This window comes from Streptomyces sp. SID8374 (assembly GCF_009865135.1).
Lineage (GTDB): Bacteria > Actinomycetota > Actinomycetes > Streptomycetales > Streptomycetaceae > Streptomyces.
In genome coordinates this window covers 4,779,713-4,799,939 of sequence record NZ_WWGH01000001.1, presented here as the reverse complement: position 1 = coordinate 4,799,939, position 20,227 = coordinate 4,779,713, and the positions used below count along the sequence as shown (strand labels likewise).

Genomic DNA, 20,227 nt, shown 5'->3' with positions numbered 1-20,227 from the left:
TGCCCAGGTGCCAGGCAGCGAGAAGACCGAGAAGCAGACCCGGAAGACCGAGCAGAAGAAGAAACCGGTGGGCCGCCCCCGCAGGCTGGACCCGGACGTGATGGTCGCCACCGCGCGCCGCATCGTCGAGGAGGAGGGCGTGGACGCGCTCTCCATGCGGCGGGTGGCGAAGGAGCTGGGCAGCACGCCGATGGCGCTCTACCACTACGTGCAGGACAAGGACGAGCTGCTGATGCTCACCCTATCCGGCACCGCGGCCGCCTTCCCGCGCCCGGAGCTGCCCGAGGACCCGCGCGAGCGGATGGTGGCGGTGGCCGTGCACATGCACGACATCATCGGCCGCATCCCCTGGGTCCTGGACATCCTGGCGCTCGGCGAGCTGACCGACCGCAACGCGCTGTGGATGGTGGAGGAGATCGTCGACTGCGCCCTGGCCTGCGGGCTCTCCCCCGCCCGCTCGGTGCGCGCGTACCGGACGATCTGGAGTTACGTCTACGGCGACCTGGTCTTCCGCAGGGCGGCGGCCCGCCGGGCGGAGCAGCCCTCCCGGCGGGAGTTCTTCCCCGAGATGATCACGGAGAAGGACGCGGCGGAGCTGCCCCGGCTCACCGAGGTGAAGGAGCACTGGCGGGAGTACGCCGCCGACTACCAGACCGCCGCCGAGCTGGACGCGATCGTGGAGGGGCTGATCAGCCGGGGGACGCGGGGCTGATCAGGCCCCGGGCCCACCCCGCCGGACCACCCCGCCGACTCCTTCCGCTAGCCCCCCGACCCACCCCGCCAGGCCGCGGCGCAGTGTGGCGCCGAGTTCGGCTGTCTGCCGCTGGGAGACACAGGCGGAGAGCAGCGCCTGCGGCCCGTGGAAGGTGCCGGGCCACTGGTGCAGTTCGACCGGGACGTGTGCCCGCATCAGGCGCAGCCCGTAGGCGAGGCCTTCGTCGCGGTTCGGGCAGAACTCGGCGGTCGCGATGTACGCGGGCGGCAGACCCGAGAGGTCGGCGGCCCGGGCCGGGGCGGCGTACGGCGTGGCGGGTGCCGGGCCCAGGTAGTGCTGCCGCGACGCGGCGATGGTGTCCCGGTTGATCCAGGGCGTGTCCGTGAAGTTCTGCCGCGGCCAGGTGTCCGGCCGGTCGTCCAGCTCCGGCTGGTCGAGGAGTTGGAAGCGGACCGGCGGCCCCTGCTCGTCGCATGCCCGCAGCGCCGGCGCGGCCGCGAGGCCCGCACCGGCGCTGTGCCCGCCGACCGCGATCCGGGCGGCCCACGGGTGTTCGGTGTCCAGGTTCCCCATGACGAACGCGCCGCCGTGCAGCCGGGCGACGGCGCCCCCGCCCCCTGCGGGCGGTAGATCCGCACCGGCACGTCCGGGGCGGCGGGCACCGTATGGTCCTCGATCCACTCGACCGGATCCGGAAGGCCCTGGGCGTCGAACTCACCGAGCCCGCCGGACTGTCACGGGCCGGGCTCGCCCTCACCGTATGGCGGCTGCACAGGGCCTGAGGGCCCCTCAGCCCACCGCCTCGAACCGCCACCGGTGCACCGGCCGGGTGATCAGGGCGGCGTCGGGCTCGGGGAGTTCGGGGAGGTCGTCGGCGTACGAGGCGTCCTCCCACCACGTCATGACCAGCACCCGGTCCTGCGGGGCGCGCAGCAGTTCGCGGCGGGCGGGCTCGCGGGACAGCTCGGCGGACCGGGCGCGGGCCCACTCCAGGAGTTCGCCGCCCCGGCCCTCCACGGCACGGGCCTCCCACATGAGGACGACGGTCGCGGCGCTCATGAGTAGAGGTTGTCCTTGCTGATCTCGTGCACGTGGTCGTGATCGTGCGCGTGCTGGTGCTTCCCCGGAACGTGCGGCTCCGTCACCGGCAGCGAGGAGTCCGCCGACAGCTCCAGGTCGGAGGGGCGCCGGTTGCGGGCGACCATCTCCGCGCCGAGCGCCGCGACCATCGCGCCGTTGTCCGTGCAGAGCCCGGGCCGCGGCACCCGCAGCCGGATGCCCGCCCGCTCGCACCGCTCCTCGGCCAGCGCGCGGAGCCGGGAGTTGGCCGCCACCCCGCCGCCGATCATCAGGTGGTCGACGCCCTCGTCCTTGCAGGCCCGCACCGCCTTTCGCGTCAGCACGTCGACCACGGCCTCCTGGAAGGACGCCGCCACATCCCGTACGGGCACCTCCTCGCCCGCCGCGCGCTTCGCCTCGATCCAGCGGGCGACCGAGGTCTTCAGGCCGGAGAAGGAGAAGTCGTACGGGGCGTCGCGCGGGCCGGTCAGGCCGCGCGGGAAGGCGATGGACGCCGGGTCGCCCTCCTTCGCGAGGCGGTCGATGACCGGGCCGCCGGGGAAGCCGAGGTTCAGCACCCGGGCGATCTTGTCGAACGCCTCGCCCGCCGCGTCGTCGATGGTCGCGCCGAGGGGGCGGACGTCGCTGGTGATGTCGGGGGCCAGCAGGAGGGAGGAGTGGCCGCCGCTGACCAGGAGCGCCATGGTGGGCTCGGGCAGCGGCCCGTGCTCCAGCTGGTCGACGCAGATGTGCGAGGCGAGGTGGTTGACCCCGTAGAGCGGCTTGTCCAGGGCGTACGCGTACGCCTTCGCGGCCGAGACGCCGACCAGCAGCGCTCCGGCGAGCCCGGGGCCCGAGGTGACCGCGATCCCGTCGAGGTCGCGGGCGCTGATCCCGGCCTCCTTCAGGGCGCGTTCGATGGTGGGGACCATCGCCTCCAGGTGGGCGCGGGAGGCGATCTCCGGGACGACGCCGCCGAAGCGGGCGTGGGTGTCGACGCTGGAGGCGACGGCGTCGGCGAGCAGGGTGGTCCCGCGCACGATGCCGACGCCGGTCTCGTCGCAGGAGGTCTCGATGCCGAGTACGAGGGGTTCGTCGGCAGCCATCATTCAGTCCCGTTTTCCGCTACGTGTTCTTGCATGGTCAGGCGCATGACGAGCGCGTCGATGTTCCCCGGCTGGTAGTAGCCGCGCCGGAAGCCGATCGGCTCGAAGCCGAACCGCTCGTACAGCTTCTGCGCCCGTGTGTTGTCGACCCGGACTTCGAGGAGCACGGTGGCGCACTCGAAGGCGGTCGCGGCCTTCAGCAGGTCGGTGAGGAGTTCGGAGCCCAGGCCGGTGCCCCAGGCCTCGCGGCTGACCGCGATGGTCTGGACGTCGGAGAGGTCGCCGAGGGCGGCGAGCCCGGCGTCGCCGACGATCCGGCCGGTGGCCGGTTCCTCGGCGACGACGTAGTGGCGGGTGGCGCCGGGGCCGCGCGCGTGGGCCAGCTCGGACCAGAACATGCCGGGCGACCAGGCGTCCTCCGGGAACAGCGCGTGTTCGAGCTCCAGCACCGGTGCGATGTCCCACCAGCGCATCTCGCGCAGTACGGCGGTGGTGGCGGCGCTCACTTCGGGGTGACCACCTTGTAGTTCTTCGGGACCTGCGCGTCGGGCCGGCGCAGATAGAGGGGCTGCGGCGCCGACAGCTCCTGCCCGGCGGCCAGCCGTTCGGCGGCGAGCGCGGCGAGCGCCCCGGCGGCCACGTGCTCCGGACCGCGCGCGTCCGGGAAGGCGTCCGGGTAGAGCACCGCGCCCTGGCCGACCACGGGGAGCCCGGCCAGCGCCTCGGCGATGTCGGCGGGGCGGTCGACGGCGGGTTCCCCCGAACGGGTGCGGGCGTCCTCGTACCGCGCCCAGTAGACCTCCTTGCGGCGCGCGTCCGTCGCCACGGCGAAGGGCCCTTCCAGGCCGTCCTGCCCGGCGGCGTACGCGAGGCCGTCCAGGGTGCAGAGGCCGTGCACCGGTACGGAGAGGGCGGAGCCGAAGGTCGCCGCGGTGACCAGGCCGACGCGCAGCCCGGTGTAGGGGCCGGGGCCGACGCCCACGACCACGCCCGTCACGGCGTCGAGTTTCACCCCGGCCTCGGCGAGGACCCGGTCGACGGCGGGCAGCAGCAGTTCACCGTGCCTGCGGGCGTCGACCTGGCCGGAGGAGGCGATGACGGACGCACCGTCGTGCAGGGCGACGGTGACGGCGGGCGTGGCGGTATCCATGGCGAGCAAGAGCACGCAAACAGCCTACGGCTCCGCCGACGGCGGTACGGCGTCCGTACGGCGTCCCGGTCCGCCCGTCCCCTGCTGCTACCGTCACCGGGTATCCGCGGGTACGACGTAAACGCTTGTACGACATGCGGCAGGGCGCAGCCGAAAGGGGAGTTCACGGTGGCAAGGGGAAGCTCGGGAATGGTGGCCGGGCTCACTGCTGCGGCGGTCGTCGTGGTCGCCGTGCTCGCCTACCAGGCATCGGCGAACGCACCCGATTCGGTGGCGTCCTCCTCCTCGGCCACCCCGAAGGCCTCGGCCTCGGCCTCCGCCCAGCCGACCACGAAGCCGAAGCCGACGAAGGACCCCTTGGCGGTCCCGGCGGACTCGGGCACCGGTGACCGCGTCGTCTACGCGCTGAAGGACCGGCGGGTGTGGCTGGTGGAGGGGAACGACAAGGCGCTCCGTACGTTCACGGTGATGCCGAGCCCGGTGAGCCCGCCGCCCGGCACCTACCAGGTCACCTCGCGCTCGGGCACGGTCAAGGGCTCGGACGGCGTCCCCATCGAGCACGTGGTGCGCTTCGCCAACGTCGGCGAGGTCGCGGTGGGCTTCAGCGCGGCGCAGGACGGGTCGATGGTGGCCCCGGACCCGCAGTCGAAGACCGGCGGCGTACGGATGAAGCGGGCGGACGGCGACGCGATGTGGAGCTTCGCGACGGTCGGCGCCAAGGTGGTCGTCGTCCCGTAGGGCGCGGGCCTCAGGCCACCCGGCGCTCCCGCGAGCAACTCTCTTACGCCGCCCGGCGCCGCTCCGCGCTCCCGTCGCCGGTCTCCTCGTCACCCTCGGCCGCGTCCGGCTCGCTCGGTGGGGTGGAGACCGCGGTCGCCGCCGCGCCTGCGGCCAGCAGGTCCTTCATCGACAGGGCGGACGGCGTCGGCTGCTGCGGCGGCTGCTCCGCGCGCTGGGGCGTCACCATGGATGCCTCCTGGGGTTCCGGTGGAGGTCGTGGTTAGGCAGACCTAACCAGGTCTCGTACCCATGTGACCACGACCACGGTCCCGTGCGCAACAATTTACCGACAGCCCGTCGGGAAGGCGACCTCCGTGTGACGCCTCCGCTATGCCAGGTCGTGACGCCTCCGCTACGCCAGGTCCTCCCGCAGCCCCGCCCAGCGCGGGCCGATGCCCACCAGGGTCACCTCGCGCCGCTCGTCGTCCGTGTCGCCGGTCGCACGGTCGATGAGCACGCGCAGCCGGTCCTCGGAGAGCTCCTCGACCTTGCCGTCGCCCCACTCCACGACCACCACCGACTCCGGCAGCGAGACGTCGAGGTCGAGGTCCTCCATCTCGTCGAGGCCGCCGCCCAGGCGGTACGCGTCGACGTGGACCAGCGCCGGGCCCCCGACCAGGGAGGGGTGGACACGGGCGATGACGAAGGTGGGCGAGGTGACCGCGCCGCGCACGCCGAGGCCCTCGCCGAGCCCCCGGGTCAGGGTCGTCTTCCCGGCGCCCAGCTCGCCCGTGAGCATGACCAGGTCGCCGGGGGCGAGGGCTCCCGCCAGGCGGCGGCCCAGGTCCTGCATCTGTTCGGGCGACTCGACGGTGATCGTCACGGTGACGGCCTCGGGGAGGTCCGTCTCCCGGCTATCGACGGCCGGGCTGCTGTGCGGTGCTTCCATGCTCGCCAACGTTAGCGGCAGCCACCGCTCCACCGCGTACGAGCAGGTCGGCCAGCCGGTCGGTGACCGTCTCCGGGTGCTCCAGCATCACCAGGTGCCCGGCGTCCGGCACCAGGGTCAGCTCGGCGTCCGGCAGTACGTCGGCGATGGCCTCGCTGTGCGAGCTGGGGGTGACCAGGTCCTTCTCCCCCGCCAGGATCAGCACGGGCACGTCCCGGAAGGCGGGCAGCGCACCGCTCTTGTCGTGCTCGGTGAAGGCCGGGTAGAACTCGGCGACCACGTCGATCGGGGTCGACTCGATCAGCCGCTCGGCGAACCGGGCGACGGCCGGGTCCACGTCCCGCGAACTGAACGAGTACCGCTTGATCAGCCCGGCGAAGAGGTCGGCCGTGGCCCGGCGCCCCTTCTCCACCAGCTCCGCCTGCGTCCCCAGCGCCCGCAGCACCCCCGGCAGCACCCGGCGCACCGCCCGCACGCCCGCCACCGGCAGCCCGAAGTTGACCTCGCCGAGCTTGCCGCTGGAGGTGCCGACGAACGCCACGGCGGCGACCCGGTCGCGGATGAGGGCCGGGTACTGGTCGGCCAGCGCCATCACCGTCATACCGCCCATGGAGTGGCCGACGAGCACGATGCGCCCCTCGGGGGCCGCCGCGTCGATGACGGCCTTGAGGTCGCGGCCGAGCTGGTCGATGCCGAGGGCTACCCCGTCCGCCTGGGCGCGCCCGCGCTCGGAGCGGCCGTGGCTGCGCTGGTCCCAGTAGACGGCGCGGACGAGGCCGCGCAGGGCGGCGCGCTGGAAGTGCCAGGAGTCCTGGCCGAGGCAGTAGCCGTGGCTGAAGACGACGGTGACGGGGGCGGGGGCCTTGCGCCCGAAGAGCCGGCGGCGGCGGTTGCCGGAGGTGGCGGGGCCGGGGCCCTCGTCTTCCCCGGGCTGTGCGGGCTCCACCTCGTCGACCTCGTAGTACAGCTCGGTCCCGTCGTCGGCGACGGCCCGGCCCGGCGTGCCGCGCAGCGAGCCGTACGGCCCGGTCGCGTCCAGCGCGAGGCGGGCCTTCTTGCGCATGCCGCGCCCGACGGTGAGCCGCTCCACGGCGACCCCGGCCGCCGCACCGGCGGCGAGCACTCCTATCGCGGCCCCGGCCACACCCGCCCGGCGCCACCCGGCCGCTGTCGAAGCGGCGGCCGCCACGATGTCTCCCGCCGCCGCCCCCGCGCTGCTGTCGCTCACTGTGGTGCGCCCCCGGTCGGATCGGCTGTCGCGTTCACGTACACCCTCGGTACCCGGCTGCCGATCCGGGTGACGATCTCGTACCCGATCGTGCCGGCGGCCACCGCCCAGTCCTCGACGCTCGGCTCGCCCCGGTCCCCCGGCCCGAACAGCACGGCCTCGGCGCCCGCTTCGGGCCGGTCGCCGCCGAGGTCGACGACGAACTGGTCCATGGCGACGCGGCCCGCCGCCGTACGGACCTTTCCGCCGACCAGGACGGGCCCGCGCCCCGAGGCGTGGCGCGGTATGCCGTCGGCGTACCCGACGGGGATGAGGCCGAGCGTGGTCTCGGCGGGGGTGGCGTAGTGGTGGCCGTAGCTGACGCCGTGTCCGGCCGGGACGTCCTTGACCAGGGCGACGGCGGCGGCGAGCGTCATCACCGGGCGCAGCCCCAGCTCGGCGGGGGTGCCCAGCTCGGGGGCGGGTGAGACGCCGTACATCGCGATGCCGGTCCGTACGAGGTCGAAGTGGGCCTCGGGGAGCGTGAGCGTGGCCGGGGAGTTGGCCAGGTGGCGCACCTCGGGTTCGACGCCCTCCTTCTCCGCGTACGCGACCATGTCCCGGAACGCGGAGAGCTGGGCGGCGTTCGCCGGGTGGCCGGGCTCGTCGGCGCAGGCGAAGTGGGACCAGAGGCCGGTGATCCGGATGGCGCCGGTGCGCTCGGCGGCGCGGGCCTCGGCGACGAGTTCCGGCCAGTCGGCGGGCTGGCAGCCGCCCCGGCCGAGACCGGTGTCGGCCTTGAGCTGGACGCGGGCGGGTCGGCCGGCGGAGGTGGCGGCCGCGACGACCTCGCGCAGCGCCCACATCGCGCTGACCGACACGTCGATGTCCGCCTCGATCGCCTCGCGCCAGGGCCCGCCGGGTGTCCAGAGCCAGCACATGATCCGGCCGTCGAGACCGGCGGCCCGCAGGGCGAGGGCCTCGTGCGGGGTCGCGGTGCCGAGCCAGGTGGCCCCGGCCTCGCGGGCGGCGCGGGCCACGGGCACGGCCCCGTGCCCGTACCCGTCGGACTTCACCACGGCCATGAGGTGTGCCCCGGCCGCCCGCGCGCGCAGGGCGCGCACATTGGCGCGCAGCGCGGCGAGGTCGATCTCGGCACGGGCTCTCAGGGACGCTGTCTCGTTCATCGCGCCCAGTCTCTCAGAGGCGCCCGCCGCCTCCCGGGCAGTGCACGCCGGTATCCACACCTATGTACGTTTCATCACATGCGCGAGGTGGTCGACCAGGACGGGGACGTGGCTGTCGGCGACGTCCTTGACGGCGGTGATCAGCGTGACGGGCCCGCCCGCGCGCACGATTCCCGCCAGCCGGTCGACGGCCTCGGTGTGGGCGGGGTCGTCCAGTTCGGTGCGGTAGCGGGCGGCGAAGGTGTCGTGGCGGGCGCCGGAGCGGTCCTGGTGGTACCAGGAGCGCAGCTCGTCCGAGGGGGTGACGTCCTTCAGCCAGACGTCGATCGCGGCGCGCTCCTCGGAGACACCGCGCGGCCAGAGCCGGTCGACCAGGACGCGGGTGCCGTCGCCGTCCTCGGGCGGGTCGTAGACCCTGCGTACGCGTACGGGTTCGCCGCTCACAGCCTGGACCACCGCCCTTCTGCCGGGGCTTCCACGATGGCCCGGGGTGGCCGCGCCCGCGAGTCGCGCGCCGCCGCCGACCGCGTACGTCGCACGCTGCGGCCGCCCTTCGTGTCCCGGGTCCCGTCCCCGCCCCGCCTCACCCCGCCCGCACGTCGCGCCAGGCCGCCGGGATGCCGTTCGCGACGTCCTGTGCGGAGACCGGGGCCCCGTCGGAGCCGTGGCGGGCGGCGAGTCCGTGCAGATAGGCGCCGACGGACGCGGCGTCGCGCGGGGCGAGCCCGGCCGCGAGCAGGGAACCGGTCAGCCCGGAGAGCACATCGCCGCTGCCCGCCGTGGCGAGCCAGCCGGTCCCGGTCGGGTTGACCCGTACGGGGGTGTCCCGGGCCTCCGCGACCAGGGTCGTGGACCCCTTGAGGAGCACGGTGGCACGGTAGCGGGCGGCCAGCTCCCGTACGGCGGCGAGCCGCCCGGCCTCCACCTCCTCGCGCGCCACGCCGAGCAGGGCTGCGGCCTCCCCGGCGTGCGGGGTCAGGACGGTGGGGGCGGTCCGGGTCCGTACGGTCTCGGGTTCCAGCAGCCGCAGGCCGTCGGCGTCGACCAGTACGGGGACGTCGGCGCCGAGCACGTCGGCGGCGGCCTCCTCCGCCCACCGGCCGTCCCCGAGGCCGGGCCCGATCACCCAGGCCTGCACGCGTCCGGCCTTCGACGGCGGCCCGGCGTGCACCAGCGTCTCCGGGAAGCGGGCGATCACCGCGTCCGCGCCGGGCCCGACGTACCGTACGGCCCCGGCCCCGCCGTGCAGGGCGCCCGAGACCGCGAGGACGGCCGCGCCCGGGTAGCGCTCGGACCCGGCGACGACGCCGACGACCCCCCGGCTGTACTTGTCGCTCTCGGCCCCCGGCACCGGCAACAGGGCCGCGACGTCCGCGTACTGGAGCGCCTCCAGGTCCGCCGGCTCCGGCAGCTCGGGCCCGAGCCCGATGTCCACCAGCCGCAGGGCGCCCGCGTGTTCGGCGGCCGGGTCGATGAGGAGGCCCGGCTTGTACGTACCGAAGGTGACCGTCGCGTCGGCGCGGACGGCCTCGCCGTGCACCTCCCCGCTGTCGGCCTCGACGCCGCTGGGCAGGTCGACGGCGATGACGGGGGTACGGTCCCGGTCCCGGGTCACCGCCCGCAGCAGGGCGACGGCGTCCTCGCGTAGCCCGCCGCGCCCGCCGATCCCGGTGATGCCGTCGACGACGAGGTCGAGGGGCCCGGCGACCTCGTCGGGTCCGTCGAGGACCTGTCCCCCGGCGGCCAGGAACGCGGCGAGACCGCCCGCGTGCGCCCGGTCGGGCGAGACGAGGAGGGCGCGCACCCCGGCGCCCCGGCGGGCGAGGCGTGCGCCCGCGTACAGGGCATCGCCCCCGTTGTCGCCGCCGCCGACCAGGAGCAGGACCCGGGCCCCGTACACCCGGCCGTTGCGCCGCAGCAGCTCCCCGCAGGCGGCGGCGAGCCCGGCGGCGGCGCGCTGCATCAGGGCGCCTTCGGGCACCCGCTTCATGAGGGCGGCCTCTGCGGCCCGTACGGTCTCCACGCTGTAGGCACGTCGCATACCGCCCACCCTCCGCGATCACGGGGACGAACGCCACCCCCGCAGGTCCGGGTTCGGTGCGCCCGTGGCGGCAAGCGGCGCCCACCACTCCGCGACCACCACGGCCGACGCCAGCCCCGAACTCCCGCCGCTCCGGAGAGCCGTCACCCTTCGCGACCACGCGGCTGACGCCCCCAGGCAGGGCCCGGAGGCAGCTCCCCCGAGGCGGCGAGCGGCGCCCACCACTCCGCGACCACCACGGCCGACGCCACTCCCGAACTCCCGCCGCTCCGGAGAGCCGTCACCCTTCGCGACCACGCGGCTGACGCCCCCGGGCAGGGCCCGGAGAGCGACGCGCCCCGCCCGGGCGGCTCGGGCCCTCGCCCCGGGCGTCACGCATCCAGGCGCGCCCCGGCGCTCTCACCCCTCCGCGATCACCACCGCCGACGCCACCCCCGCGTCATGGCTGAGCGAGACGTGCCAGCCGCGCACCCCCAGCTCGGCCGCGCGGGCGGCCACCGTGCCGCGTACCCGGAGCCGGGGCTGTCCGCTCTCCTCGACCCAGACCTCCGCGTCGCTCCAGAGCAGCCCGCCCGGCGCCCCGAGGGCCTTGGCCAGGGCCTCCTTCGCGGCGAACCGGGCGGCGAGCGAGGCGATGCCGCGCCGCTCGCCGCTGGGCAGCGTCAACTCGCTCGCGACGAAGAGCCGGTCGGCCAACTGGGGCGTACGCTCCAGCGCGGCGCCGAACCGCTCGATCTCGGCCACATCGATCCCGACCCCAATGATCACGAACCCACCCTCGCCATCCCCATCACGCGGGGCGCGCGCCCCGGCTCACTCCACGGTCACGGACTTCGCCAGATTGCGCGGCTGGTCCACTTCGTTGCCGCGGGCCGTCGCCAGCTCGCAGGCGAAGACCTGGAGCGGCACGGTGGCGACCAGCGGCTGAAGCAGCGTAGGCGTTGCGGGGACGGTGATGAGGTGGTCGGCGTACGGGACGACGGCCTCGTCGCCCTCCTCGGCGACGACGATGGTGCGGGCGCCCCGGGCCCGGATCTCCTGGATGTTGGAGACGATCTTGTCGTGGAGGACGGAACGCCCGCGCGGTGAGGGCACGATGACGACGACCGGGAGGCCCTCCTCGATGAGCGCGATCGGCCCGTGCTTCAGCTCCCCGGCCGCGAACCCCTCCGCGTGCATGTAGGCGAGCTCCTTGAGCTTGAGCGCGCCTTCGAGGGCGACCGGGTAGCCGACGTGGCGCCCGAGGAAGAGCACCGTGTCGTGGTGGGCGAGGGAGCGGGCCAGCTCGCGGACGGGCTCCATGGTCTCCAGTACGCGTTCGACCTCGCCGGAGATCGCGGAGAGCTGGCGCACCACCGTACGGATCTCGTCGCCCCACTTGGTGCCCCGCAACTGGCCCAGATACAGGGCCACGAGGTAACAGGCGACGAGCTGGGTGAGGAAGGCCTTGGTGGAGGCGACGGCGACCTCGGGCCCGGCGTGGGTGTAGAGGACGGCGTCGGATTCGCGCGGGATCGTGGAGCCGTTCGTATTGCAGATGGCGAGCACCTTCGCGCCCTGCTCGCGGGCGTGGCGCAGCGCCATCAGGGTGTCCATGGTCTCGCCGGACTGGGAGATGGCGACGACGAGGGTGCGCTGGTCGAGGATCGGGTCGCGGTAGCGGAACTCGCTGGCCAGCTCGGTCTCGCAGGGCAGCCGGGTCCAGTGTTCGATGGCGTACTTGGCGATCATCCCGGCGTGGAAGGCGGTCCCGCAGGCGACGATGACGACCTTGTCGACCTCGCGGAGTTCGGCGTCGGGGATGCGCACCTCGTCCAGGCTCAGCGATCCCTCGCCGTCGATCCGGCCGAGGAGGGTGTCGGCGACGGCCTGGGGCTGGTCGGCGATCTCCTTGAGCATGAAGGAGGCGTAGCCGCCCTTCTCGGCGGCGGAGGCGTCCCAGTCGACGTGGTACTCGCGCACCTCGGCGAGGGCCCCGTCGAACCCGGTGACGGTGACGCCCTCGCGGCTCAACTCGACGACCTGGTCCTGGCCCAGTTCGATGGCGGACCGGGTGTGCGCGATGAAGGCGGCGACGTCGGAGGCGAGGAACCACTCGTCGGCCCCCACCCCCACGACGAGCGGCGAGTTGCGCCGGGCGCCGACCACCACGTCCGGCTGGTCCGCGTGCACGGCGACCAGGGTGAAGGCCCCCTCCAGCCGCCGGCACACCTGCCGCATGGCGTCCGCGAGGTCCCCGCCCGCCGAGAACGCCTCGGCCAGCAGATGCGCGACGACCTCGGTGTCCGTCTCCGACTCCAGGGCGTGCCCGCGCCCGGTCAGCTCGCGCCGCAGGGCCGCGAAGTTCTCGATGATCCCGTTGTGGACGACGGCGACCCGGCCCGCGTTGTCCAGGTGGGGGTGGGCGTTCACATCGTTGGGCGCCCCGTGCGTGGCCCACCGCGTATGCCCGATCCCGGTCCGCCCGGCCGGCAGCGGCCGGTCCCCCAGCTCCTTCTCCAGATTGACGAGCTTCCCCGCCTTCTTCGCGGCGGCGAGCCCGCCGTCCGCGAGCACGGCGACACCCGCCGAGTCGTAGCCCCGGTATTCGAGGCGCTTGAGTCCTGCGACGACGACGTCCTGCGCCGACTGCCCACCGACATAACCCACGATTCCGCACATAACGGCACCTTAAGGCCGGAAGCGGTCCCGGGTCAGGAAGGCGGACGACACAGGATTCCCCTGGCACACCGCTTTCAAGATCGTTTAAGGTCGCCCCTGTTGGAGTCGCCGTCGGCGCCGCCGCAACACCGCCCTCCGAGAATGAAGATCGATGATCAGCGCATCCGTAGGGGCACTCCAAGGCGTCGTGCCCCTCTTCCTGCTCCTCGCGGTTCTGCTCGCCGTACCCGCCGTTGTGATCGCACGGGCGAGGCAGGCGGCCGTCCTGCCCGGCGTGGCGGCGGCGGTGTTCTTCGCCGGGGCGTTCGCCGTGACGCTGGCCCCAGGCGGTGCCGGTGGTGCCGCCACGAACATGGCCTGCGTCACAGGGACTTCACCGGGTGAGGCCCTGCGCACCACGCCCGGCGTACTGAACGCGCTGCTGTTCGCCCCGGCCTGCTTCTTCCTCGTACGGGCCACACGCCGCCCGCTGGCCTCACTGGCCGTCATCTGCCTCGCCGTACCCGGGGTCGAGTGGGCCCAGGCGGCCTTCCCGCTGGGCAGGACGTGTACGTACTCCGACCTCACCCTCAACTGCGCCGGTGCGGCGCTGGGCTGGGCCGCCGGCCTGCTGACCGCCGGACTCGCGCGCAAGAACTCACCGCTGACGCGACGCGACCTGATCCGGGGCGGCGGCCCGGCAGCGGCGGGCACCCTCGTCATGCTCGCCCTGTTCAGCGCCCTCACGCCGATCGAGGGCCCCTCCGAAGGGCTCGGCGTCAGCGCGGCCCAGGACCGGTGGGCCCGCGAAGCCGCCGCAGGGGTGTACGGGGACGACGCGAGGGTCGTCCAGGTCCAGCTGAGGCCCGCACTCCCCCACGAGCCGGTCCGCATCGACGTCACCACCGACCTCGGCTCCCTCACCCTGGCGTGGCCCGACCGGAAGATCCTCACCCCCCGGGCGGACGACCGCCGGGACGACGGCGGAGACCAGGCCCGTACACCTTCCGCCACACCCGCCACCGTGCGGCCCGCGCAGCCGTAAGCAGCTCGCGAGAAGAATGTCGGTGACCCAGATCGACATAGACGATGAAGCCTTGGAGCGGGCGATGGCCCTCTCCAAGGCCCGGACGAAAAAGGAGACCGTCAACCTCGCTCTCCGCTTCTACGCGGAGCAGCAGGAGCGCGCGGCGCGGATCAGCCGCCACTTCGAGCGTGCGCGCGACCGGGGTGCGGTCGAGGACGCCGAGCGGCGGCACCGGGCGGAGAAGGACGGTCGGTGATCTACCTGCTCGACGCCTCGGGCCTCGTACGGCTGCTCTCCGACACCGCCCTGCAATCGGCGTGGTCGGATGCGATCGAGGCCGGAACGGTCGCCTCCTGCTGCCCGCAGCGGGCGGAGTTCCTGTACGGCGCCCGGAACGCGGGCGAGTACGACGAGATCGCGGAGATGTTCACCGACCTCTACCCGGACGTCTCCGTACCGAAGAGCGCCGGACGCTGGATCACCTCCGTCCAGCACCGCATGGCGCGCGCCGGACAGCATCGCAGCGCCTCCGCCGTGGACCTCATCATCGCCGCCACGGCGGCCCATCACGGCCTGACGGTTCTCCATGACGACCTCGGCTACCGCACGGTCGCCCGGCACGCCCCGGATCTCGGCGAACACAGCGTTCACGACGTGGCCTGAACTCCGGTGCGGGACCGTGCGGGGTTCCGCACCGGAGCAGGGTTCAGCGCACCGCCGGCAGCCGCACCGCTAGCAGTACTGCGCCTCCTTGCCGATCGACCGGTACATGCAGTCCGCGTTCTCGATCAGTTGCAGCACCGCGTCCCGGTTGCGGGAGGTCTCGCGTTCGATGACCTCGTCCGGCGGGTAGAAGCCGCCGCCCGAGGACGAGCGCGGGTACATCTCGAAGGTGTAGCCGAAGATCTTCTGCGAGCCCCACAGCCAGTCGTCGATCGACCCGTCCGTGATGTACAGGTCGCTGGACTGCTCGGCGGTGTACCCGTTGCTCGCCGCCATCTTGCGGCCCACCGCGGCGAACGCGTTGCGGTCGTCGGCCGTCATGCCGGGGGCCGTGTCGTTGTACGTGTAGCCGAACGGCCAGAGCACCAGCTCGCTGTACGTGTGGAAGTCGATGGCCGCCGTGATCTGCTGCTTCCCGCCGACCACCCGGCTGCGGACGAAGTCCGCCACGACCTTCGTCTCGGGCGCGGACTCGGGGCCCGTACCCCGGTACGTCTCCGAGGACGGGCTGGAGGAGGAGCCGCCGCAGCAGCCCCACTTGAAGGCCCAGTTGCGGTTGAGGTCGGTGCCCACGGCGGTGGAGCCGGAGTTGGGCTGGCGGTTCTTGCGCCAGCTGCGGTACGAGCCGGTGGCGATGTCGTACTCGCCGCCGTCCGGGTTCATGTCCGGGATGATCCACAGCTCCCGGCCGTTGACCGCCTGGGTGATCCGGGAGTCCGTGCCGTAGCCCGTGGCCAACTCGCGGAGCAGGTAGAGCGCCATCTCGACGGTCAGGTGCTCGCGGGCGTGCTGGTGGGCCGTGAACAGGACCTCGGGCTCGGCCTCGTCGGTGCCCACGTTGTCGCTGACCTTGATCGCGACGATGTCCCGGCCCTGGTAGGTCTTGCCGATGACGCGCTTACTCATGATCGAGGGGTTGGCGGCGATACGGGCGTCGATGGCCGCGGTCATCTCGGCGTAGTTGTGGTACCGGGAGTCGGCCGGCGGGAAGTCGAGTGCGCCGACGCCGTCGGACCCGTGGCCGTGGGCCTCGGGTGCGGGCAGCGCCTCCAGGACATGGCCCTTGGCCCGCAGCTTCCTGGCCTGGGCGGCGTCCGCGGTGATCACGATGCCGTGGTCGTGCACCTCGTCGATCGAGACGCCCGCGCGGGCGATCTCGGTGCGGGCGGCGGGGGTGGTGCGCCCGGTGATCTCGTACTGGAGCGTCCGCTCGTCCGCGGCGACGGCCGCGTTCGGGGCGGAGGTCTCGGCGGTGGCTACGGCGGTCGCCGGGGCGGCGAGGCCGAGGGCGAGCAGGACGGCGATGGCGGCGTTCCGGCCGGCCTTCGTCCTGGCCTTCGCCGGCCGGGTTCTCGGCCGGGGATTCCGTGCGTTGACGAGTCGCATGCTGGCAGTCTCCTGACTCCGTCGGGGTGGGGGGTGGAGCTGTGCGACGGGCACAGAATGGAGCCATGTCATGAGCGGGTCAAGGTGCCGATTCCGGCCATGATTCGCCCCGGGGGCGGACAGCGACGGGGCCGGCCCGCCCTGAACCCGCCCGTGGCGGCGCGGAGTGCGGGTGCTCAGATACGGCGGTAGGTGCGGCCGCCCCGCCGGGGAAGAGCCCTCGGGTCGTCCCCGGCCTTCGCGGTGGCCTCCAGGGCGAGGTGCAGCTCCGCCCGGACCGTGGCATCGGTGAGGTTCTGCCCGAGGCGCTCGGCGCACCGGGTGAGCCAGCTCGTCAGGGTGGTGCGGTGGACGTGCAGCTCGGTCGCGGCGGGAGCGGTCCTGGCGTGGTGGCGCAGCCAGCAGGCGAGCGCGATCCGCAGGTGGGGTTCGAGCCCCCCGACCAGGCCGACGGCCCAGGCGCGGGCGACGTGGGTGTCGAGGATCCCGCCGGGCAGCGTCTCCAGCCGGGGCCGGCCATGCCCTTGGCCGTTGCTCCGTGCCTCGCAGGTGCTCCACTCCTGGCCGTTGCTCCGGGCCTCGCCCTTGCTCCCCGCCTCCCCGTCACTCCCCGCCCGGCAGTTGGCCTCGTCCTGGCCGTCGCCCCGCGTGGGCGCGCGGAGCGCGAGCAGCAGATGGGCCTGCACGGTGATGTCGTCGAGGTCCGCGCCGAGGAGGGCGGCAAGGCCGCGGAGCCGGGTGCGGACGGTGCCGGGCGAGAGCCCGAGCGCGGCGGCGGCACGGGGGGCGCTGCCGGTGCGGAGCCGGACCAGGAGCAGGTGCCGGTGTTCCCCGGTCAGCGGGCTCAGCACGGACCGTGCCCAAGCGGTGTACGGGCCCGGGGGCAGCAGGCGGGCGAGCTGCGGGGTGCCGACGGCGTCGGCGGGAACGATGCGGTGGGCGGGGGTGGCACTGTGCCGGGCCGCCGCCGCGTCGGCGTGGGCGGTGGGCATCTCGGCCAGGGGCACCGGTCCGGCCAGGCCCGCGAGAAGGCCGTGACGTTCGCTCACCCGGGAGACCAGGCGCAGAATCCGCCCGTCGTCGCTGCCGTGGTGGAGTTCGGCGACCAGGAGTTCGCCGTCCACCTCACCGATGAGGGCGCAGGACCCGCCGTGCCCGGCCAGGGACGGGCGGGCGGCCCGCCACAGGACCTGGTGGGCGGTGGGGACGTCGGGGCCGGTGAGCCGGTAGACCGTGACATGCGTGAGCCCGCCGGCGCTCACGGTGTTCGTGACGGAGGTGGTGTGGCCGGCCAGGAGCAGCCGCAGCAGGGTGGTGTGCAGCCGCATCTGCTCGGCGCGCAGTTCGGCGGCGCGCTGTCCGCGCACCTCCAGGAGGGCCGCCGTGGTGGTGGCGACGAGCCCGACGTGTTCGGCGGGCACGGTGGGTGCCGGACGCAGGACGAGGACGGCTCCGGCCGCCGGGCGCTGCACATGGTGCGGGTGGTCCTGCGGATGGGCCGCGGCGTGGACGCCGTCGGCTGCCGCGGCGGCGGGCGTGCTGTAGACGGCCCCGGCTATCGGGTCGGCCAGCACCGCCGCCCCCTGGACGAGCACGGCGGCCTCGCTGACCAGCTGCGCACCGGACCGCGTCGCGGCCCGCAGCAGCCGGCCCGCCACCGCTTCCGGCGGCACGCGCCGGTCCCCCGGGCCCGCGGCATCGGGTCCCCTCGTGTGCGTGGCGCTCATACCGCACCCCCTCGGCGGACGGAGCGCGCCGCGCACCTGCGGTCCGGGTGCGCGGCGCGGCGATCACGGCAACGGTCAGGGAATGCGGGCCACGGCTCCCCACCCGGCCCGGGCGGTGGTGGTGCCGGTGTTCGCGTCTGGCCGCCAGTTCGGCCAGGACACCATCCCCGGCTCCACCATCTCCAGCCCGTCGAAGAACGCGATGGTGGTCTCCGGCTCGCGGAAGATGTACGGGATCGCCCCGCTGCTGTTGTACTCGTCCTGGACCGCCCGGTGGGCCTCGTCCGAGGCGGTGGAGTGGGACAGGGAGAGGTAGCTGCCCGAGGGCAGCCGCGCCACCAGCCGCCGCACCAGGGACAGGGCGTCGTCCCAGTCCACGATGTGCCCCAGCACGTCGGAGATCACGAGGGCGACGGGCCGGCTCAGGTCCAGGGTCTTCGCCGCGCCCTCCAGGACCGCCTCCGTGTCCCGCATGTCCGCCTCCACGTAGGCGGTCGCCCCCTCGGCGCTGCTGGTCAGCAGCGCGTGGACGTGCAGCAGCACAAGCGGGTCGTGGTCGACGTAGACGATCTTCGCGTCCGGGGCTATCCGCTGCGCGACCTCGTGCGTGTTGTTCGCCGTCGGCAGGCCCGCGCCGACGTCCAGGAACTGCTTGATCCCGGCGTCCCGGGCGAGGTAGGTCACCGTGCGGCGCAGGAAGTCACGCGACTCCTTCGCGAACGTCTCGATCAGCGGGTACTTCTCACGGTAGGCATCGCCCGCGGCCCGGTCCGCCGGAAAGTTGTCCTTCCCGCCGAGCCAGTAGTTCCACACGCGCGCGGAGTGCGCGACGCTCGTGTCGATCTGCGCGGGCAGTTCAGCCCCGTTCCCGGTCGTACTCATCCTGCAGAATCTCCCTCGTCCGGTCCGGACGCACCGCCATCACGCACGACACGTCCAGCATCGCCTGATATTCCTGTACGGGCGGGCCGCTGTCCCACACCTCCGCCGTTCCGGGCAGCCCGCCCTCGCGCACCACATGATCCGCGATCTCGCGGATCTCCACGCGGTAAAGGCTCAATGCCGGGACCCCGGTCAGCGGGTGGGGCGGCGCGTCCTCCGTATGGAGCTGCACCATCACATCCGGCCGGTCCGCGGCCTCCTGGAGCGCGGCGAGCTGTTCGCGCATCACCTCGTCGTCGCCGACCCGGCAGCGCAGCGCGGTGACCGGCAGGACCGCCCACACCCGCGCCTGCTGCTCACGCAGCCGTTGCTGACGCATCACCAGCAGATCGGCGCGCCGCCGCCGGACCGCGGGGCTCAGCCCGGGCCTCATGGCGGCGTCCACGGCCATGGCGTAGGCCGGGGTCCGCAGCAGCAACGGTACGAGCGCCGGGTCCCAGGTGCGCACGATGCTCGTGGCGGACTCCACGCTCATCAGGTCCATGAGCCAGGGGTCCATCGCATCGCGCCACGGATGCCACCAGCCGGGCATGTTGGCGGCGTTCAGCCGGCCCATGATGTCGTCGGTCTCGGCCGCACCCGCCCCGTACCGCTCCAGCAGGGCGGACACCTGCCCCACGTCCAGGGAGGTCTGCGCCTGCTCCAGCCTCCTCAGCGTCGACGGGTGCCAGCCGAGCCGCTCGGCGGCCTGGGGGACGGACAGGCCTGCCCCTTCGCGCAGGTTCCGCAGACGGGCCACCAGGACCAGGTGCTGCGCTGTCCGGCCCGACCTTTCACGTGCCACGGCTCATCCTTCCGCTCCGGGTCGACATCCGACAGTTCACGCAGCCTGCGCGCAGTGCACACAGCGCACCTTGCGACGATCGCGCGCCGCTCCCATCGTGAGTATGTCCGACCCCTCCGACCGCAACGCCGCGGAGCGTTGCCACCGCCTCCCGCACCCCTCGTGGAGCCCCTTTGGCCACCTCGATCCCCGCTCGTCCCCGCGCCCGGATCAGCGCCTTCCTCGACCGCCGCTCCATCATCACCTTTCCACGGGACCGCAGTTGAACGGCGGGCGCCCTCCCGCCCACCGCCTCCTCCCCCGCCCCTGAGCCTCCCCGGCCCCCTCCCTCGCCCCGAACCCGACGGTCCCGTACGCCCGCACCCTGGAGCCCGCCTCATGAACCGCCCGAACCTGACCGACCCGGACCCCCGCCCCGCCCTCGCCCCACCGAGGCGGCTCCCCGCACGCCCCCTGGACCTCCGCGTCCGCACCCGGCGCATCCAGGTCGAGGAACTCGTCGTCGACGACCCCGGCAAGGTCCTCGACCACGCCCACCGGGCCGCGCTCTCCGCACCCGACACCGCCGCCGTCCTGGGACACAGCTCCACCACCCCCCTCACCCTGCCCGCGGCGGCGGCCCTGCTCTGCGCCCTCCACGAGCCCGGTGAACTCGCCGCGATGGGCCTGCGCCTGACCCGCCGCACCACTCACGTCACCGCCTCCGACCAGCAGACCGAGCCCGTCTCCCTGGAGCTGTCCTACGCCCCCGACCCGGAGAGCTGACACGCCGTCCACGACGTTCCCGTACGCCACTGAGTACGAGGATTGAGCACGCGTACTCACGCCCCGAGCACCCCGGTCGTTCCAGCATGGGCACAGCGA

Annotated in this window: 23 protein-coding genes; 6 read left to right on the top strand and 17 right to left on the bottom strand. The window is 73.7% G+C overall.

What is annotated here, in order from left to right:
* Positions 1-7: 7 nt before the first annotated feature.
* Complete coding sequence (locus tag GTY67_RS21530) at positions 8-712, top strand: TetR/AcrR family transcriptional regulator (protein ID WP_093692752.1); 705 nt, start codon at positions 8-10, stop codon at positions 710-712.
* Here the strand turns inward: GTY67_RS21530 and GTY67_RS21525 are convergent, their stop codons facing one another.
* The 5 genes from GTY67_RS21525 to tsaB all read right to left on the bottom strand — a co-directional run bounded on the left by GTY67_RS21525 (position 713) and on the right by tsaB (position 4,030).
* Entirely contained in the window at positions 713-1,288 is a 576-nt protein-coding gene (locus GTY67_RS21525; RefSeq protein WP_161279701.1) for an alpha/beta hydrolase fold domain-containing protein, read from the bottom strand.
* A gap of 216 nt (positions 1,289-1,504) precedes the next feature.
* The gene (locus GTY67_RS21520) at positions 1,505-1,774 is read right to left on the bottom strand and encodes a hypothetical protein (protein ID WP_093692753.1); all 270 of its coding nucleotides are present in this window, start codon (positions 1,772-1,774) and stop codon (positions 1,505-1,507) included.
* A complete protein-coding gene (gene tsaD, locus GTY67_RS21515) occupies positions 1,771-2,880 on the bottom strand; it encodes a tRNA (adenosine(37)-N6)-threonylcarbamoyltransferase complex transferase subunit TsaD (protein ID WP_093692766.1) in 1,110 nt (369 codons plus the stop codon). Before tsaD ends, GTY67_RS21520 begins: the two co-directional genes overlap by 4 nt.
* Positions 2,880-3,353 (bottom strand): ribosomal protein S18-alanine N-acetyltransferase, encoded by a 474-nt coding sequence (gene rimI, locus GTY67_RS21510; RefSeq protein WP_161280208.1) that lies wholly within the window; start codon positions 3,351-3,353, stop codon positions 2,880-2,882. Before rimI ends, tsaD begins: the two co-directional genes overlap by 1 nt.
* A 29-nt stretch (positions 3,354-3,382) precedes the next feature.
* Positions 3,383-4,030, bottom strand: coding sequence for a tRNA (adenosine(37)-N6)-threonylcarbamoyltransferase complex dimerization subunit type 1 TsaB (tsaB, locus tag GTY67_RS21505; protein WP_093692768.1), 648 nt, complete (start codon positions 4,028-4,030; stop codon positions 3,383-3,385).
* 189 nt (positions 4,031-4,219) lie between these two features.
* Between tsaB and GTY67_RS21500 the strand changes: the two genes are divergently transcribed.
* Positions 4,220-4,768: a hypothetical protein gene (locus GTY67_RS21500; RefSeq protein WP_161280207.1), complete on the top strand. Its 549-nt coding sequence runs from the start codon at positions 4,220-4,222 to the stop codon at positions 4,766-4,768.
* A 43-nt stretch (positions 4,769-4,811) separates the two neighbouring features.
* On the opposite strand, the gene GTY67_RS21495 is transcribed toward GTY67_RS21500, so the two are convergent.
* From GTY67_RS21495 to glmS, 8 genes are all read right to left on the bottom strand, one after another.
* Positions 4,812-4,997, bottom strand: coding sequence for a hypothetical protein (locus GTY67_RS21495; protein WP_093692755.1), 186 nt, complete (start codon positions 4,995-4,997; stop codon positions 4,812-4,814).
* 165 nt (positions 4,998-5,162) lie between these two features.
* Entirely contained in the window at positions 5,163-5,699 is a 537-nt protein-coding gene (tsaE, locus tag GTY67_RS21490) for a tRNA (adenosine(37)-N6)-threonylcarbamoyltransferase complex ATPase subunit type 1 TsaE (protein WP_161279700.1), read from the bottom strand.
* The gene (locus GTY67_RS21485; protein ID WP_161279699.1) at positions 5,665-6,927 is read right to left on the bottom strand and encodes an alpha/beta hydrolase; all 1,263 of its coding nucleotides are present in this window, start codon (positions 6,925-6,927) and stop codon (positions 5,665-5,667) included. Before GTY67_RS21485 ends, tsaE begins: the two co-directional genes overlap by 35 nt.
* Positions 6,924-8,093: an alanine racemase gene (alr, locus tag GTY67_RS21480; RefSeq protein WP_093692758.1), complete on the bottom strand. Its 1,170-nt coding sequence runs from the start codon at positions 8,091-8,093 to the stop codon at positions 6,924-6,926. The genes GTY67_RS21485 and alr overlap by 4 nt, the downstream gene beginning before the upstream one ends.
* A gap of 60 nt (positions 8,094-8,153) precedes the next feature.
* Positions 8,154-8,537, bottom strand: coding sequence for a DUF488 family protein (locus tag GTY67_RS21475; protein WP_161279698.1), 384 nt, complete (start codon positions 8,535-8,537; stop codon positions 8,154-8,156).
* 139 nt (positions 8,538-8,676) lie between these two features.
* On the bottom strand, positions 8,677-10,134 hold the full coding sequence (locus GTY67_RS21470; protein WP_161279697.1) for an NAD(P)H-hydrate dehydratase: 1,458 nt from the start codon (positions 10,132-10,134) through the stop codon (positions 8,677-8,679).
* Between the two features lie 399 nt (positions 10,135-10,533).
* Positions 10,534-10,902, bottom strand: a complete 369-nt coding sequence (locus GTY67_RS21465) for a holo-ACP synthase (RefSeq protein ID WP_093693534.1) — start codon at positions 10,900-10,902, stop codon at positions 10,534-10,536.
* Positions 10,903-10,947: 45 nt separating this feature from the next.
* Positions 10,948-12,795, bottom strand: coding sequence for a glutamine--fructose-6-phosphate transaminase (isomerizing) (glmS, locus tag GTY67_RS21460; protein WP_093693533.1), 1,848 nt, complete (start codon positions 12,793-12,795; stop codon positions 10,948-10,950).
* Between the two features lie 151 nt (positions 12,796-12,946).
* Here glmS and GTY67_RS21455 point away from each other — a divergent pair, with 151 nt between their 5' ends.
* Genes GTY67_RS21455 through GTY67_RS21445 form a run of 3 tightly spaced genes read left to right on the top strand, consistent with a single transcriptional unit; the run spans position 12,947 to position 14,464 of the window.
* A complete protein-coding gene (locus tag GTY67_RS21455; RefSeq protein WP_161279696.1) occupies positions 12,947-13,819 on the top strand; it encodes a VanZ family protein in 873 nt (290 codons plus the stop codon).
* A gap of 16 nt (positions 13,820-13,835) precedes the next feature.
* Positions 13,836-14,057, top strand: coding sequence for a type II toxin-antitoxin system VapB family antitoxin (locus GTY67_RS21450; protein WP_176727587.1), 222 nt, complete (start codon positions 13,836-13,838; stop codon positions 14,055-14,057).
* Positions 14,054-14,464 (top strand): PIN domain-containing protein, encoded by a 411-nt coding sequence (locus tag GTY67_RS21445; RefSeq protein WP_161279695.1) that lies wholly within the window; start codon positions 14,054-14,056, stop codon positions 14,462-14,464. The genes GTY67_RS21450 and GTY67_RS21445 overlap by 4 nt, the downstream gene beginning before the upstream one ends.
* A gap of 69 nt (positions 14,465-14,533) precedes the next feature.
* On the opposite strand, the gene GTY67_RS21440 is transcribed toward GTY67_RS21445, so the two are convergent.
* The 4 genes from GTY67_RS21440 to GTY67_RS21425 all read right to left on the bottom strand — a co-directional run bounded on the left by GTY67_RS21440 (position 14,534) and on the right by GTY67_RS21425 (position 19,363).
* A complete protein-coding gene (locus GTY67_RS21440; protein ID WP_093693530.1) occupies positions 14,534-15,910 on the bottom strand; it encodes a M14 family metallopeptidase in 1,377 nt (458 codons plus the stop codon).
* A gap of 176 nt (positions 15,911-16,086) precedes the next feature.
* Positions 16,087-17,637 carry a helix-turn-helix domain-containing protein gene (locus GTY67_RS21435; RefSeq protein WP_161279694.1) on the bottom strand — a complete coding sequence of 517 codons (1,551 nt, stop codon included), beginning with the start codon at positions 17,635-17,637 and terminating at the stop codon, positions 16,087-16,089.
* 75 nt (positions 17,638-17,712) lie between these two features.
* Positions 17,713-18,519, bottom strand: coding sequence for an SAM-dependent methyltransferase (locus tag GTY67_RS21430; RefSeq protein WP_093693528.1), 807 nt, complete (start codon positions 18,517-18,519; stop codon positions 17,713-17,715).
* On the bottom strand, positions 18,494-19,363 hold the full coding sequence (locus tag GTY67_RS21425; protein WP_093693527.1) for a helix-turn-helix transcriptional regulator: 870 nt from the start codon (positions 19,361-19,363) through the stop codon (positions 18,494-18,496). Before GTY67_RS21425 ends, GTY67_RS21430 begins: the two co-directional genes overlap by 26 nt.
* Before the next feature lie 378 nt (positions 19,364-19,741).
* Between GTY67_RS21425 and GTY67_RS21420 the strand changes: the two genes are divergently transcribed.
* Complete coding sequence (locus GTY67_RS21420) at positions 19,742-20,128, top strand: hypothetical protein (protein ID WP_093693526.1); 387 nt, start codon at positions 19,742-19,744, stop codon at positions 20,126-20,128.
* Positions 20,129-20,227: the final 99 nt, after the last annotated feature.

Bases quoted from the DNA above. Each gene is read 5' to 3' on its own strand.
- GTY67_RS21525 (WP_161279701.1), bottom strand. From the start codon at position 1,288: ATGGGGAACCTGGACACCGAACACCCGTGGGCCGCCCGGATCGCGGTC.
- GTY67_RS21520 (WP_093692753.1), bottom strand. From the start codon at position 1,774: ATGAGCGCCGCGACCGTCGTCCTCATGTGGGAGGCCCGTGCCGTGGAG.
- tsaD (WP_093692766.1), bottom strand. From the start codon at position 2,880: ATGGCTGCCGACGAACCCCTCGTACTCGGCATCGAGACCTCCTGCGAC.
- rimI (WP_161280208.1), bottom strand. From the start codon at position 3,353: ATGCGCTGGTGGGACATCGCACCGGTGCTGGAGCTCGAACACGCGCTG.
- tsaB (WP_093692768.1), bottom strand. From the start codon at position 4,030: ATGGATACCGCCACGCCCGCCGTCACCGTCGCCCTGCACGACGGTGCG.
- GTY67_RS21500 (WP_161280207.1), top strand. From the start codon at position 4,220: ATGGTGGCCGGGCTCACTGCTGCGGCGGTCGTCGTGGTCGCCGTGCTC.
- GTY67_RS21495 (WP_093692755.1), bottom strand. From the start codon at position 4,997: ATGGTGACGCCCCAGCGCGCGGAGCAGCCGCCGCAGCAGCCGACGCCG.
- tsaE (WP_161279700.1), bottom strand. From the start codon at position 5,699: ATGGAAGCACCGCACAGCAGCCCGGCCGTCGATAGCCGGGAGACGGAC.
- alr (WP_093692758.1), bottom strand. From the start codon at position 8,093: ATGAACGAGACAGCGTCCCTGAGAGCCCGTGCCGAGATCGACCTCGCC.
- GTY67_RS21470 (WP_161279697.1), bottom strand. From the start codon at position 10,134: ATGCGACGTGCCTACAGCGTGGAGACCGTACGGGCCGCAGAGGCCGCC.
- glmS (WP_093693533.1), bottom strand. From the start codon at position 12,795: ATGTGCGGAATCGTGGGTTATGTCGGTGGGCAGTCGGCGCAGGACGTC.
- GTY67_RS21455 (WP_161279696.1), top strand. From the start codon at position 12,947: ATGATCAGCGCATCCGTAGGGGCACTCCAAGGCGTCGTGCCCCTCTTC.
- GTY67_RS21450 (WP_176727587.1), top strand. From the start codon at position 13,836: ATGTCGGTGACCCAGATCGACATAGACGATGAAGCCTTGGAGCGGGCG.
- GTY67_RS21440 (WP_093693530.1), bottom strand. From the start codon at position 15,910: ATGCGACTCGTCAACGCACGGAATCCCCGGCCGAGAACCCGGCCGGCG.
- GTY67_RS21435 (WP_161279694.1), bottom strand. From the start codon at position 17,637: ATGAGCGCCACGCACACGAGGGGACCCGATGCCGCGGGCCCGGGGGAC.
- GTY67_RS21430 (WP_093693528.1), bottom strand. From the start codon at position 18,519: ATGAGTACGACCGGGAACGGGGCTGAACTGCCCGCGCAGATCGACACG.
- GTY67_RS21420 (WP_093693526.1), top strand. From the start codon at position 19,742: ATGAACCGCCCGAACCTGACCGACCCGGACCCCCGCCCCGCCCTCGCC.